Source organism: Stenoxybacter acetivorans DSM 19021 (genome assembly GCF_000745895.1).
In the GTDB taxonomy this organism is placed as follows: Bacteria; Pseudomonadota; Gammaproteobacteria; order Burkholderiales; family Neisseriaceae; genus Stenoxybacter; species Stenoxybacter acetivorans.
The window spans coordinates 1-14681 of the sequence record NZ_JQKE01000021.1 but is presented as its reverse complement, the minus strand read 5'-3'; the positions used below and the strand labels follow the sequence as shown (position 1 = coordinate 14681).

General features: G+C 46.1%; 13 protein-coding genes. 8 read left to right on the top strand and 5 right to left on the bottom strand.

Annotated features, from left to right (window positions below):
* Positions 1-161: 161 nt before the first annotated feature.
* Positions 162-1382 carry a type II secretion system F family protein gene (locus tag Q384_RS03760; protein WP_037586056.1) on the bottom strand — a complete coding sequence of 407 codons (1221 nt, stop codon included), beginning with the start codon at positions 1380-1382 and terminating at the stop codon, positions 162-164.
* A gap of 381 nt (positions 1383-1763) precedes the next feature.
* Between Q384_RS03760 and Q384_RS03755 the strand changes: the two genes are divergently transcribed.
* Together Q384_RS03755 and rpsT are read left to right on the top strand one after the other, a co-directional pair.
* Positions 1764-2219: a PaaI family thioesterase gene (locus Q384_RS03755; protein WP_051940408.1), complete on the top strand. Its 456-nt coding sequence runs from the start codon at positions 1764-1766 to the stop codon at positions 2217-2219.
* A 74-nt stretch (positions 2220-2293) separates the two neighbouring features.
* Positions 2294-2557 carry a 30S ribosomal protein S20 gene (rpsT, locus tag Q384_RS03750; protein ID WP_037586055.1) on the top strand — a complete coding sequence of 88 codons (264 nt, stop codon included), beginning with the start codon at positions 2294-2296 and terminating at the stop codon, positions 2555-2557.
* A gap of 112 nt (positions 2558-2669) precedes the next feature.
* Here the strand turns inward: rpsT and Q384_RS03745 are convergent, their stop codons facing one another.
* Both Q384_RS03745 and Q384_RS03740 read right to left on the bottom strand, forming a co-directional pair.
* Positions 2670-4037: an L-cystine transporter gene (locus Q384_RS03745; RefSeq protein WP_037586053.1), complete on the bottom strand. Its 1368-nt coding sequence runs from the start codon at positions 4035-4037 to the stop codon at positions 2670-2672.
* Positions 4038-4225: 188 nt separating this feature from the next.
* A complete protein-coding gene (locus Q384_RS03740) occupies positions 4226-6673 on the bottom strand; it encodes a heavy metal translocating P-type ATPase (RefSeq protein WP_051940405.1) in 2448 nt (815 codons plus the stop codon).
* A 186-nt stretch (positions 6674-6859) separates the two neighbouring features.
* Here Q384_RS03740 and rng point away from each other — a divergent pair, with 186 nt between their 5' ends.
* The 5 genes from rng (at position 6860) to Q384_RS03720 (ending at position 11913) form a co-directional block, all read left to right on the top strand.
* A complete protein-coding gene (gene rng, locus Q384_RS03735; RefSeq protein WP_037586052.1) occupies positions 6860-8368 on the top strand; it encodes a ribonuclease G in 1509 nt (502 codons plus the stop codon).
* A gap of 137 nt (positions 8369-8505) precedes the next feature.
* Complete coding sequence (gene cysE, locus Q384_RS03730) at positions 8506-9291, top strand: serine O-acetyltransferase (RefSeq protein ID WP_037586051.1); 786 nt, start codon at positions 8506-8508, stop codon at positions 9289-9291.
* Between the two features lie 317 nt (positions 9292-9608).
* On the top strand, positions 9609-10091 hold the full coding sequence (locus tag Q384_RS03725; protein ID WP_156956440.1) for a hypothetical protein: 483 nt from the start codon (positions 9609-9611) through the stop codon (positions 10089-10091).
* A 214-nt stretch (positions 10092-10305) separates the two neighbouring features.
* The gene (locus Q384_RS13200; protein WP_156956439.1) at positions 10306-10446 is read left to right on the top strand and encodes a hypothetical protein; all 141 of its coding nucleotides are present in this window, start codon (positions 10306-10308) and stop codon (positions 10444-10446) included.
* Between the two features lie 60 nt (positions 10447-10506).
* Positions 10507-11913, top strand: coding sequence for an MFS transporter (locus Q384_RS03720; RefSeq protein ID WP_211251077.1), 1407 nt, complete (start codon positions 10507-10509; stop codon positions 11911-11913).
* Here the strand turns inward: Q384_RS03720 and xseA are convergent.
* A complete protein-coding gene (gene xseA / locus Q384_RS03715) occupies positions 11892-13241 on the bottom strand; it encodes an exodeoxyribonuclease VII large subunit (protein ID WP_037586048.1) in 1350 nt (449 codons plus the stop codon). The two genes, Q384_RS03720 and xseA, sit on opposite strands and share 22 nt — an antisense overlap.
* Positions 13242-13600: 359 nt before the next feature.
* Between xseA and Q384_RS03710 the strand changes: the two genes are divergently transcribed.
* Positions 13601-14305, top strand: a complete 705-nt coding sequence (locus tag Q384_RS03710) for a fumarylacetoacetate hydrolase family protein (protein WP_037586047.1) — start codon at positions 13601-13603, stop codon at positions 14303-14305.
* A gap of 93 nt (positions 14306-14398) precedes the next feature.
* Here Q384_RS03710 and Q384_RS03705 read toward each other — a convergent pair.
* Positions 14399-14681, bottom strand: a 283-nt coding sequence (locus Q384_RS03705) for an ISAs1 family transposase (protein WP_037586046.1), incomplete at its 5' end; no start/stop codon positions are given.

Below are 14681 nucleotides of genomic sequence, written 5' to 3'. Positions count from 1 at the left end.
TCCCTGTTTAAAAATTTTTGGTTTAGTGTTTTTTAAATTATGGCTGCGGTTTTTGGTTACCGCGCTGTCTCTTCACCATTGTCGTATTTACTTGATACAGTGTTGTTGTTGAAACCTGCCGAAATCAAACCACGATAATACCTGCAAAAAATCAGACAACATTATCCGCCGACAGCATTACCCATATTGAAGATTGGCAGATACATTGCCACCAAAATAACACCGATAATACTGCCCAGCACCACCATAATAATCGGCTCCATCAATGAAGACAGCTGCCCGACGGCAGTATCCACGTCTTCTTCGTAAAATTCTGCCACCTTGTTGAGCATGTCATCAACTGCACCCGATTCTTCACCAATAGAGGTCATTTGAATCATCATATTGGGGAATAAATCGGTTGCAATCATGCTGGATGTAAGCGATACGCCTTGATTAACTTTAGTACGAATGCCTTTGGTGGCTTCTTCGTAAATAATGTTGCCTGATGCACCAGCAACCGAATCCAAAACTTCAACCAAAGGCACGCCGGCGGCAAACAAAGTAGCGGTGGTTCGCGCCCAGCGCGCCAGTGTGGCAGTGCGCACAATATTGCCGAAAATCGGCATTTTTAAGAGCAGCGCATCAACACGGGTTTGCAGATTGTGAGAGCTTTTTAACATTTTGACAAAGACAATCACGCTGCCGACTAAGCCCAAAATAATCATCCAGCCATAGGAGACAAAAAATTGGGAAATATTCATCATCACCTGGGTGAGTGCAGGCAGTGCCACCCCCATACCTTGATACACTTTACCGAATTCGGGCAGCACGAACATCATCATCACAATCACCAAAATCACTGCCACCACCACTACGGCAATGGGGTAAGTTAAGGCACTTTTCACTTTTTTCTTAATGGCTTGGGTTTTTTCTTTATACACAGCCAGCTTGTCGAGCAGGGTTTCTAATACACCGCCGGCTTCGCCGGCTGCCACTAAATTGCAATAAAAGCGGTCAAATTCTTTGGGGTGTTTGGCAAAAGAATTGGCAAGAGAAGTGCCTTGTTCCACATCACTGCGTATCGTCATCAATAATTTGGTCATGCCAGGATTGGAATGTCCTTTTGCCACGATATCAAAGGCCTGCATCAGCGGCAGACCCGCTTTCATCATGGTGGAGAGCTGGCGGGTGAATACCGTAATGTCGGCTTGGGTGATTTTCTTTTGGCGTTTGGTTTTGACTTTGGTGATTTGTACTACTTTGATTTTTCGCCGTGTGAGTTTGGCACGGGCATCGGCTTCATCTTTGGCAACGATTTCACCGCGCACCATTGATTCTGTTTCTATATTTTTACCTTCAAAACTGAAGCGTTTACCGTTTTCTTTTGTTGCTGTTGCCATGCTGTTGTCCTATTGCCGTGGGTATTTCAGGCAGCCTGATTAAAAAGTTGCCTGAAAAATAGGGGTGTTTTATTGTAAAGTACAAGGTGTGATGAATAAAATCGTTATTGAGAATATCAAGTATCTTTGTTCCCAGCAATTATAAGCCATATTTATCAAAATATTGAAGAAATCAGGCTTGGTTTTTTGAAAATAGATTGGCGTGATGCGAGCGTATTTATAAAAACATCACAACAACCCTATTGTTTTTAAAACCATTCTGCATCGTTTTAACAGAAATTGCCGACAAAGTCGGCAGTTTCTGTTAGGGTTTCACCCAATGGCATCAATTTTCGGCATAATATCTGCAAATAGATTGTTTTAAATCAAGGATAATACAAAATGGAAGACAAGCAAGCGGAATTGGACGCACTGAATATACGTGCCAAAAATACTTTAATGGCGGTATTGTCTATTGAATTTATTGATATTGGAGAAGATTATTTGGTGGCGAAAATGCCGGTGAATGCCATTGTGCATCAGCCAATCGGAATTTTACACGGCGGCGCGAGTGCGGTTTTGGGAGAAAGTGTGGCTTCATCGCTGTCCAACTGGGTGGTTAAGCCTTTGGGAAAAATAGCGGTGGGCGTGAATATTCAAGCCAATCATTTACGCTCAATACGTAGCGGTGAAGTAACTTGCAAGGCGGTGTTAAAACGAAAAGGGCGCACCATGCACTATACCGAAATGGAAGTGCGTGATGAAAATCAACGCTTAATCTGCGCCATGAGCATGAATAATATGGTTTTGAACGGTCCGCCCAAAACGGCTGATTCTTTGAATATACCTGTGGAATGATGCTTGCTTTACAACGTGTTATCTTTTAGAATACACGGTTTACAAATTATTTTGATTTCTGTAGGAGATATTGTATGGCCAACAGCGCACAAGCCCGCAAACGCGCACGCCAATCACTGAAACAGCGTGCTCACAACGCCAGCTTGCGAACTGCTTTTCGCACAGCGGTGAAAAAAGTGATTAAAGCCGTTGAAGCAGGTGATAAAGCAGCTGCCGCTGCCGTTTACCAAGAATCCAGCAAAGTGATTGACCGCATTGCCGATAAAGGTGTGTTTCACAAAAACAAAGCGGCTCGTCATAAAAGCCGCTTGTCTGCACGCGTCAAAGCCATGGCTTAAATGCTTGTTTGATTTATAAAGCATCTTTAATACTGAATTAAAGATGCTTTTTTGCGTTTTCAGGCAGCCTTAAAGGCTGCCTGAAAACTTTTGGTACACACACAAAACCAGTTTATTCTGTCTCAAAAACTGCTTTATCAGTTTCTTTTAATATTTGGCTGGTTACAGTACCCGCTGTCATTGAACCGCTTACATTCAATGCGGTTCTGCCCATATCAATTAAAGGTTCTATCGAAATCAGTAATGCCACCAAAGTAATCGGCAAACCCAAGGCGGGCAGTACAATCAATGCCGCGAATGTGGCACCGCCGCCCACGCCGGCAACACCGGCAGAGCTAATGGTTACTACCCCAACCAATACTGCCAGCCACATTGGATCAAATGGATTGATGCCTACTGTCGGTGCGACCATCACTGCCAACATTGCCGGATAAATACCCGCACAGCCATTTTGACCGATGGTTGCTCCGAAAGAAGCTGAAAAACCGGCAATCACTTCGGGTACGCCAATTTTTTGTGTTTGCGTTTCTACATTGAAGGGAATGCTGGCAGCACTGGAGCGGCTGGTAAATGCAAAGGTCAAAACAGGCAGAATTTTTTTGAAAAACCGAAAGGGATTTAAACCGCTGAAGCCAATTAATATCCCATGAACGGCAAACATTAAGGCAATCGCTAAGTATGATGCCACGATGAAACCGCCCAATTGAATCAAATCATGAATATTCGATGATGCTGCCATTTTGGTCATCAATGCCAACACGCCGTAGGGCGTTAATTGAATCACCAAACGCACCAATTTCATCATCCAACCCTGCGCCGCATCAATGGCACGCAATACGCGTTCTCCTTTTTCCGGATCGTCATTGAGTAAGCGTAATGCCGCCACACCCAAAAAAGCGGCAAAAATGACCACGCTGATGATAGAAGTGGGATTTGCACCGGCCAATTCGGCAAAAGGATTTTTTGGAATCAAAGACAAAATAAATTGCGGCAGGGATAAATCAGACACTTTGCCGACATAATTGGATTGAATCGCGTCCAAGCGGGCGGTTTCTTTTGCGCCTTGCACTAAGCCTTCCGCACTCAAGCCAAATAACAATGTCATCACAATTCCGATAACAGCGGCGATTGCCGTAGTCAGCAGCAATGTGCCAATCGTTAAAAAGCTGATTTTGCCCAAAGAGGCGGCATTATGCAGCTTTGCCACCGCGCTCAGAATGGACACAAAAATCAAAGGCATCACAATCATCTGCAGCAATTGCACATAGCCGTTGCCGACAACATTAAACCAAGCAACGGACTGCGAAATCACAGCATTATCTACGCCGTAAATCCATTGCAAACCGAAGCCGAAAATCACGCCGATAAGTAAACCCGCCAGTGTTTTTTTCGATAAACTCCACTGCTTTTTACCGGTTTGCCGCAGCAAAAATAATAAGGCAATAAATACCAATATGTTGATGATTAAATAAATATGCATTGCTTCTCCATTTTAAGTCAAAGAAAATAAAGGCATGGCAACTTCATTCAAGTAAGCCACGCCCATTGCCGATATGTATGGTACATACTGTGTGGCAATTCAGTTAAATAACATAAAGTAATATACTTAAGCTAAATCAATAATGATTGTCCATTTTTAATAAATGATGCGGTTTCAAATTTAAGCCATTATTTCAGCAAACGCAGCGCGTTCAGCAGTACCAACAGTGAACTCAAACTCATGCCCAGAGCCGCCAGCCACGGCGTTACATGACCGAATGCCGCCAAAGGTACGGCAATGGCGTTGTAGGCGGTTGCCCACAGCAGGTTTTCCCGAATAATGTTGCGGGTGCGCCGCGCTGTGTTCAGCAAAACGGACACTGTGCCGATGTCTTTATTCAGCAATACCACATCGCTGCCGTCGCGTGCCGCGTCCGCGCCTTCGGCAACGGCAACGGATACATCGGCCTGCGCCAATACCGGTGCATCGTTGATGCCGTCGCCCACCATCAATACTTTATGACCCAGCCGCTGCAAATCACCCACATAGCGCAATTTGTCTTCTGGCGAAGCCTCGGCTCGGTAGTGATCCAACTGCAATTGGGCTGATAAATCGGCAACAGCCACTTCACGGTCGCCGCTGAGTAAATGCCGCTGTACGCCCGCCTGCTTTAAGCGGGACAACAACGCCGCCGCGCCGTCTTTGATGGTGTCTGCCAACAAGAAGGCTGCCTGAAAACCTTGTTCGTTACCCAAATACACCACACTGCCGCTGTGCGCAATATCTGCCAATTCAGGCGGCAGCTTGCCCGCAATTTCAGCGACATAATTTGCCCGCCCGATCGCCCATACAGCGGTTTTGCCGTTTAAGGTGATGTCGGCGCGAATGCCGTAGCCTGCGCGTTGAATGTATTGTTCGGCAGTTACCGTGAGGTGATTTTTTTCAGGCAGCCTGAGTATCGCTTGTGCGGCAGGGTGTTCGGATTGGGCTTCCAAAGCGCGGGCAACGGCGCATAAAGTGTTTTTATCCGCATCAGGCGCGGCGATGATAACCGAGGACACAGTGAGCCGCCCTTCGGTGAGTGTGCCGGTTTTATCGAACACCACGTCATTGACTTGTGCCAAAGTTTCCAAACTGTGTCCGCTGCTGATTAACACGCCTTTGCTTGCCAAATGGCCGCTGGCTGCTGCCAATGCCGCAGGTGTTGCCAGTGATAAGGCGCACGGACAGGTGGCAACCAGCAGCGACACAGTAACCCACAAAGCGCGCTCACTGCCGGCGAGATAGGCCCATACCGAAAACACCAATACCGCCAAAATCAGCAGAGTCGCGACAAACCACGAAGCATAGCGGTCGGCAACGGCAACCATGCGCGGTTTTTGTGCCAACGCACGATCCAGCAAACGCACAATATGTGCCAAGCGCGTGTTGCCACCCACTTGTGCGGTACGCACGCAAATGGGGCTGTCGTGATTGAGTGTTCCCGCTGTAACCCATGCACCCGTGCTTTTTGCAATCGGCATACTCTCACCGGTGAGCATGGCTTCGTTGACTGTTGTGCTGCCGCTGACAATCTCGCCGTCCACGGGAATGACTTCGCCGGGTTTTACCAACAGCACATCATTCGCTTGTAATTTGGCAACCACGGCTTCCTGAACAGGTTCGTTGTTGGGGTAATCGGGTAATAAGTGGCAAAAGGCGGGAACCAGTTTAATCAAACGTTCGGCAGCACCGGCGGCTTTACGCCGCGCCATTTGTTCGAGATAACGTCCGCCTAGCAACAAAAACACGAACATGGAAATGGAATCGAAATAAATGCCGTGTTCTTGCCCGCTGAAGAGTGCGTAACAACTGGCGGCAAACGCCGTTACAATGGCAATGGCCACCGGTGTATCCATGCCCGCACGGCGGTTTTTCCAATCACGCCACGCACCTTTATAAAATGGTACGGCGGAAAACAGCATTACGGGCAGAGTCAATACCATGCTTGCCCAATGCAAAAGCCACAGAAACGGTGTTTCAATTTCATCGCCGTAAAGATAAGTCGGCACAACATACATCATGACCTGCATCATTGATAAGCCGGCAATCCACAGGCGTACCAAGGCTTGTTTGCGTTCTTTTTGAGCGTGAACTTCTACTTTTTCCGCATCATAAGGAGTTGCTTGATAGCCGGTATCGCGTATGCACCGCAAAATAGCGGATAATTCGGTTTGGCTACTGTCCCATGTTACCCTCGCCCGTTCGGTGCTGTAATTGATGTCCGCACGCAACACGCCTTTCAAGCGCAGTAAACGCTGCTCAATCAGCCAAATACAGGCAGCACAGGTAATGCCCGATAACATCAATACCGCTTCACGCTCGTGCTCTGAACGGCGGGTAACAAATTCCGCTTGTACCTCAGGCAAATCATACAGTTTGATTTGATCCAGCACTTCCTGCGGCGGCAGGATGGCTTGTTGTGCTTCGGCAGTGCGCCGGCGGTAATACGAACCCAGCCCCGCATTGATAATGCTCTGCGCCACCGCTTGGCAGCCGGCGCAGCAAGCGTGATGCTGTTCGTTGTCAAGGACAATGGGCAGATTTAAATTCGCAGGCACATCAAGCCCGCAGTGAAAACACGTTTCTTTTTCCATGTGCGAATTGTACGATAAAAGCCGATATTTGCTTAAGGAATATGTATCCGCGGTGCGTTATTGCGCATACCCTTTATGGCTTTATTTTGCTATATTGTCTGCCTTTCAGGTGTTTTTGTCGGTTAACTGCCCAATAGTGGTGTTGATTATCCGCCAAAAATATTTGTATCTTTCAGAGAGCCTTTCATGTTATCTGCAGAAAATTGCATTCCTTTGCCCAAAGACATTGTGCGCCCGCCGGAAACGGTGTTGGTGAACATTACCCCGCAGGAAACCCGCGTGGCGGTATTGGAGGAAAATACTGTTTGTGAAATCCACATTGAGCGTAACAGCGAACACAGTTTGGTGGGCAATATTTATTTGGGTGTTGTGCGGCGGGTGTTGCCGGGCATGCAAAGTGCGTTCATTGACATTGGCTTGGAGCGAGCGGCTTTTTTGCACATTGTTGATGTATTGGAACAGCGGCAAAAACCCGAAGAAAATCAGCGAATAGAACACATGCTGTTTGAGGGGCAAACCATTTTGGCGCAAGTGATTAAAGACCCGATTAACAGCAAAGGCGCGCGGCTTTCCACCCAAATTTCATTGGCAGGGCGTTTTTTGGTGCATTTGCCGCAAGACGAGCACATCGGTATTTCGCAGCGTATTGAAGGTGAAGAAGACCGCGCCCATTTGCGTACTCGTCTTGAGCAATTACTGCCGCCCGATTCTTGCCGAGGCTATATTATCCGCACCAGTGCGGAAACCGCCAGCGACAGTGAATTGCAAGCCGACATTGATTATTTGAGCAAGGTGTGGAAGAACATTCAGTATTTGGCAAAAACCAGCCCGGCGGGAAGTATGTTGTATCAGGATTTATCTTTGGGTTTGCGGGTATTGCGCGACATGTTCAGCGACAATACCCGCCGTTTGTTGGTGGATTCCAAAGAAAATTATGAGCGTATGCACGCCTTTGCCGCACAATACGTTCAAGGTGCGGTTAATAAACTCGAGTTGTATCAGGGTGAGCGGCCATTGTTTGAAGCGCATGAAGTGGAAAGTGAGATTAACCAAGCCTTACAGCCGCGTGTTGATTTGAATACCGGCGGCTACCTGATTGTTGAAGCCACCGAAGCGATGACCACCATTGACGTCAATACCGGCGGTTTTGTGGGTGCGCGTAATTTTGATGAAACCATTTTTAAAACCAACTTGGCAGCGTGCTATACCATTGCCCGAGAACTGCGGCTGCGCAATTTGGGCGGGATTATCGTGATTGATTTTATTGATATGACCAATACCGAGCATCAAGATGCGGTGCTGCAAGAGCTGGCTAAAGCATTGAGCTATGACCGCACCCGCGTTACGCTCAATGGGTTTACCAGCTTGGGATTGGTGGAGCTCACCCGCAAACGCACCCGCGAGAGCTTAAGTCATATTTTGTGTGAACCGTGTTCTGTGTGTAAAGGGCGCGGGCGTTTAAAAACCGCACAAACCGTGTGCTATGAAATTCAACGCGAAATTGTGCGGGAAGCACGGCGGTTTGATGCACACAGCTTTCGCATTCTGGCATCTCCGTCAGTGATTGATTTGTTTTTAGATGAAGAATCACAATCACTGGCAATGCTGATTGATTTTATTGGCAAGCCGATTTCTTTGGCGGTGGAAAGCTGCTACACCCAAGAACAATATGATGTGGTGCTGATGAAAGTTTAAGTCTTCGGTAAATGAAGGCGGGTGATGTAACTGCTTGTTGATAATAGACACGGTTATCTTCTGAATAATACAGTGGAATGGCCGCAGCAATAAAATCAGCCGCAATCCACAGTTAATCAAAGGCAGCAAAATACAATATGAATAAAACCATTTCACCGGAATATTTGTGGCAAACCATTCGGATGGAAACCGAATTGGCGGTGCTGCAAGAACCGGCACTGGCAAGTTTCTTGCATTTAACGGTGCTGCGGCATCCCAATTTGGCGCAAGTGCTGGCGTTTCATTTGTCCAGTAAATTATCCAGCTCGGTGATGGATGCCCGCGCCTTATTTGAAACCTATGAAGAAGCACTGGGAAATAACCCCGATATTATTCAGGCAGCCCAAGCCGATATTATCGCTTATTACGAACGCGACCCCGCATGTGATGCCTACAACCTTCCCTTGTTGTATTACAAAGGGTTTCACGCCATTCAAGCGCATCGGATTAATCATTGGCTGTGGCGGCAAGGACGCAAAACCTTGGCGTATTTTCTGCAGAACCGTGCGTCTGAAGTATTCGGTGTAGACATTCATCCTGCCGCACGAATGGGATACGGTATTATGATTGACCATGCTACCGGCGTTGTTATTGGGGAAACCGCCGTTTTGGGTAACGATATTTCCATGTTGCATGGGGTTACTTTAGGCGGTTCGGGTAAAGAAACAGGTGATCGCCACCCAAAAATTGATAATGGCGTGATGATTGGAGCGAATGCGTCTGTTTTGGGTAATATTCGCATTCATGCCTGCGCCAAAATCGGCGCGGGCAGCGTGGTGGTGGAAGACATTCCGGCGGGCAGCACTGCTGTGGGCATTCCTGCCCGCGTCATTAAAACAGGTGACTGTCATATTCCGGCAGAGGAAATGGACCAGCGAATTTAATCGATAGGTAGTTTGACGAAAAAAGGCTGCTTAATATATTGCCTGAAAACAGCCTTCGGTTTTAGCAATAAGTTTAGTGATATAATTGTATTAATTGCACTATTAGGTGAGCATACAGCTACCATTGCCGACATTCGTACCGAACAGAAAACCATTCAGGTCTTTAACTTAGGGCTGCTAACTCTTATATCTTCTTCATCAGGAAAACGGTGTGCTGGTTCATAATCAGAAATATAGAGAAGGTTATATTTAAGATGAAAAACTGTTTTCAATATTCCGATAACCTGCGCTTAGTTTGTATTACTAGAGAGGGTAAAATGCCTGATGTGATCGTGCATCTTTGGTTGGCAACAGATACTTTTGCATTGGTCAGCGTATTTGATCAGGAGTTTTTTGTATTAAATGGATTTGTAATTCTTCCAATGTGGCAGAGGTTAAATTTTAAATTTGATTTCAAGTACAAAAAATTCTACTCGGAAATTTTGGCCAATAGGATTTCAAAACGACTGATAAATATAGCCAATGGTTTGAATGTAGATTGCTTTGACGCTATTGTGAATCAACTTTACCATAAAAAGAGTTTTGTGATAATTCATCCTGAGTTTAAATATTTGGACACTGTATGGGTTGGCAGTATAAATCGAATTTCAAGGAAATCGTTGTTTGTGAAAACTGTTTCCACGCTCTGCGAAGACATGGGAATTATAAAAATACATCAAAAGGATATTACGCAAATAGAATTTCTAACCCGTTATGTATCCATTTATGAACGGTTCAGCCAGTTTTATTCTGAGGCGTAAAATTTAGAGGTGAGTTATGAGTGTAGAGAAAGAAACATTTTTGCTGTGAAGAAATGAGATTTTCTGTTGATCAGAACGAAACTGGGTTAATTTATTTAGTTAAATATCAAAAATTCGGATTTGAATATAGAGATGGAGGCAATTTATTGCTGCTTATCCGGTTTTATTCATGGTGCAGATCAAACTTGCTTAAGTTCACTTAGTAATGAGTGGTTTGACCGCTTATAATGATTTGAGAATCAATGATTGTATTGATTCGGAAATTCCCGAGCTATATCAAACATCTGTGCTGGCGGGAAAACGATCCGGTTCTTTATGCAAAATTAAAGTATCCAGAAAAATAGACGGCGATTAAGAGATATTATTTTTTTCGATTTTATTCTTTGTTATTCCAAATTGGTAAGTACCATAAAACGTGAACACATCTTCTTCTTTTTCTCAAGCCGCCGATGAACGCATGACCCCGCTTGAACGCCGCGCCACTTTGGGTTTGGGCAGCGTTTATTCTTTGCGTATGCTGGGTATGTTCATGGTTTTGCCGGTTATCACGACTTACGGCATGGCTTTGCAAGGTGCTTCTGAAACTTTAATCGGCTTGGCAATTGGTATCTACGGGCTGATGCAAGCCGTTTTTCAAATTCCATTTGGGTTATGGTCGGATAAAATTGGTCGTAAACCTTTGATTGTTATTGGCTTGATTTTATTTGCACTGGGCAGTGTATTGGCTGCTGTGAGCCATTCCATTTGGGGCGTGATTTTGGGACGGGCATTGCAGGGAAGCGGGGCAATTGCGGCGGCAGTGATGGCATTATTATCGGATTTAACCCGTGAACAAAACCGCACCAAAGCCATGGCTTTTATTGGGGTGAGCTTTGGTATTACGTTTGCGGTTGCCATGGGTTTGGGTCCTGTTATCACTCATGCTTTTGGGTTAAACGGTTTGTTTTGGCTGATTGCATTGCTTTCTTTGGTGGGTATTGCGATTACTTTGTTTTTGGTGCCAAACAGCAGTCAGCATGTTTTAAATCGTGAATCCGGTATGGTGAGCGGCGGTTTTCGGCTGGTGCTGACCAATCCGCAATTATTAAAGTTAAATGTGTGTATTTTTTGTATGCACGTATTGCTGATGGCAACTTTTGTGGCTTTACCCATTGAACTGCAAGCGAGTGGATTGCCTGTATCAAAACATTGGCTGGTGTATTCTATTACCATGCTGGCTGGTTTTATTGCCATTATTCCGCTGATTATTTATGCAGAAAAAGCACACCGAATGCGGCGGGTATTGATTGGCAGCGTGGGCGTTTTGTTGCTGGCTGAGTGCGTGCTGTGGCAGGCGAGTGCGCGATTGTGGTTTTTGGTGGCGGGGGTGCAGTTATTTTTTATTGCCTTTAATTTGGTAGAGGCTTTATTGCCGTCACTGGTGAGCAAAGAATCACCCGCAGGTTATAAGGGCACCGCAATGGGTGTGTATTCCACCAGCCAGTTTTTGGGTGTTGCGGCGGGCGGTATTATTTCCGGTTGGTTGGCTGAACATTTGGCAGTATCTGCTGTGTTTTTGGCAGGTGCGTTTTTGTGCGTGCTGTGGGGTGTTGTCTGTGTATCCATGCGAGAGCCGCCGTATTTGGCAAATGTTCGTTTGGCATTGCCAAACGAATGGGTTGATGCGGAAGATTTACAACGGCAGCTGCTGCAACAGGCAGGTGTTTGCCAAGCCTTGGTGGCGGCAGATGAGGGCGGTGTTTATTTGAAAATAGACAAACAACTGACCACGCGGCAACAATTGGAAGCGTTTTTGGCGGCTTATTCAAATAAATCCGATTGAGCCGCATGGGTATTCACTTGTACACCGACTTCGCCGTGTTCAAAGCGAACGCGCAGGGTTTGCCCGAAACGCAATTGATTGGCATCGTGTATTATCCGCCCGCGAGCATCGCTGACTACGCTGTAGCCGCGTGCCAAAATGGTTTGCGGCGATACCGCATTAAGCAAGGTTTGCTGTTGCTGTAAACGATTGTCGGCTGCCTGAAAATACTGTACGCGAAACTGATTGAGCTGTTGGCATTGGTGCTGTAAATGTTCCCTGAAATAAGTAAGATTGGGGCGTGTGTATTGTAATGCAGACAAGGCAAGCGTCAGATTCTGGCGGTATTGACGGCATTTTTGATAAAAGCCGTGCTGTAACTGTTGGCTGCATTGAGTCAATTTTTGCTGCTGTAAAATTTGGTTTTGGCGCGGATGCCGCAGTTGCTGTGTCAGCCAGTCCAGTTTTTGGCTGGCATTGGCATAACGCTGATGCAGGCTTTGTTTCAAAACGTGTTGCTGCTGATTAATTTTTTGCCGCAAGCGTGCAGCATCGGGGCTGACCAACTCGGCGGCGGCGGTGGGTGTGGGTGCGCGCACATCGGCAGCAAAATCAGTAAGGGTGAAATCGGTTTCGTGTCCCACACCGCTGATGGTTGGTATGCGGCATTCGGCAACGGCGCGCACCACGGCTTCTTCATTAAATGCCCATAAGTCTTCAATACTGCCGCCGCCTCGGCACACGATCAACACGTCAACTTCCGAGCGCGCCGAGGCGGTTTGAATTGCTTTGGCAATTTGATGTTCACTGCCTGCACCTTGTACCGCTGTCGGATACACAATCACCTGTAAACCGCTGTGCCGCCGCCGTAAAGTGCTGATTACATCACGCAAAGCGGCCGCCGCCAAACTGGTAACAATGCCCACTGCCGCGGGATATTCAGGCAGCCTGCGTTTTTTTTCCGGCGCAAATAAACCTTTAGTTTGTAATTGTTGCTTTAATCGTTCATAAGCCTCATAAAGCTGCCCCAAACCTTTTTGACGCACTGCGTTCACAGTAATCTGGAACTCTCCGCGCGCTTCATACAAACTGATTTTTCCGCATACCTCAATGTGATCGCCTTCTTTTAAGGGCGAAGTCAGTTGTGCCGCAATTCCTTTAAACAGCACACACCGTACTTGAGCTTGGTTGTCTTTCAGCGAAAAATAATAGTGCCCGCTGGCAGCGCGAGTGAAATTGGATACTTCACCCGTTACCCACAAACCGAATAAATTATCTTCCAATAATTGTTTGGCAAGGGCATTTAATTCAGAAACGCTTAAAGCGGCGGGCGCAAAAAAATCAGACATGGCAGTTTATTATCGGTTCGGTTTTGAATCGCGAAAGAATAGCGCAAAAACAACTGTCGATGGTTGATGTGTGAAAAAAATTTCTACTGAGGTTTACTATTGACTTAAGCCGCCGAAAGGAAAGCATGCTAAGTAATATTACGGAATTTTTTTGAAGAGAAAATAAAACAGTAAAATAGGATATTTTTAATTTCATGTTATTTTTCTGCCAATCAAACCGATTGGTAACAGCAAGCCGTATTTAATCAACACCATGAGTGATGCGGCGCGGGTTTGAAATACAGATTATTTGATGCGCAAAAACAATGTTTTTACAGGTAATATATCGTTTATTGCTCAATTGTTAAAGGAAAAAAGAAATGCCTTATGTTTTTGAACCCATGAAGATTGTGGGTTTGCCGATTCACGGCAGCGATGATTTGTATCCGGTGCGCCGAGTTTATTGTGTCGGGCGCAATTATGCGGCGCATGCGCGGGAAATGGGCTTTGATCCCAATAGAGAGCCGCCGTTTTTCTTCTGTAAAGCCAATGATGCGCAGTCAATTGTGCCGATTAAAGCCGATGAAATCGCTGAAATTCCGTATCCGACGGCAACCCAAAACTATCACCATGAAGTAGAGTTGGTGGTTGCGATTGGGTTGGGTGGTAAAAACATTGTGGTTGCCGATGCCGATAAGCACATTTTCGGCTATGCCGTTGGCTTAGACATGACTCGGCGTGATTTGCAAACCAGCATGAAAGAAATGGGACGCCCTTGGGAGATTGCCAAAGCCTTTGATTTTTCCGCCCCGATTGGAGAATTGCACACGGTTGCTGATTCACAGAATATTCAGGCAGCCGATATTGTTTTAATGGTGAACGGCACAACGCGCCAGCACAGCAATATCAGTCATTTAACTTGGTGTGTGGCAGAAACCATCGCGAAATTGTCTGAATTGTTTGAACTTAAAGCGGGGGATTTGGTTTTTACCGGTACACCTGAAGGCGTGGGCGCAGTAGTGAAAGGTGATGTGATGCACGCTGAAATCGACGGTTTAAGCCCGATTACCGTGAAGGTGGTATAAGGAAGTTCAACAGCATGGCGGTTCGCTGATGAAAGAAAGCACGGTAATAAGATAAATTCCCGCTAAGGCAATCAGGGCAATCGCATGAAAAATTTAACTCAATTTCAGTAGTTGCTCACGGTAATTATCAGAGGTAGCCGCCAGTAATCGCTGTACTTTAATGCCACCTTTGCGCTTCACAGGTGATAGGCGGATTAGGTTAAGAGATATGCGGTGTAATATGGCTAAGTTATGAGCAGCGAAGCCATTTCTGGCTCGCATTTGATCATCTTTAAAAGCAATATCCATGCACCAATGCAAACTGTTTTCAATGCGCCAATGCAGGCGTATGACGTGATTCAACAATTCGGCATTGTTTGATAAGCTGCTGATATAT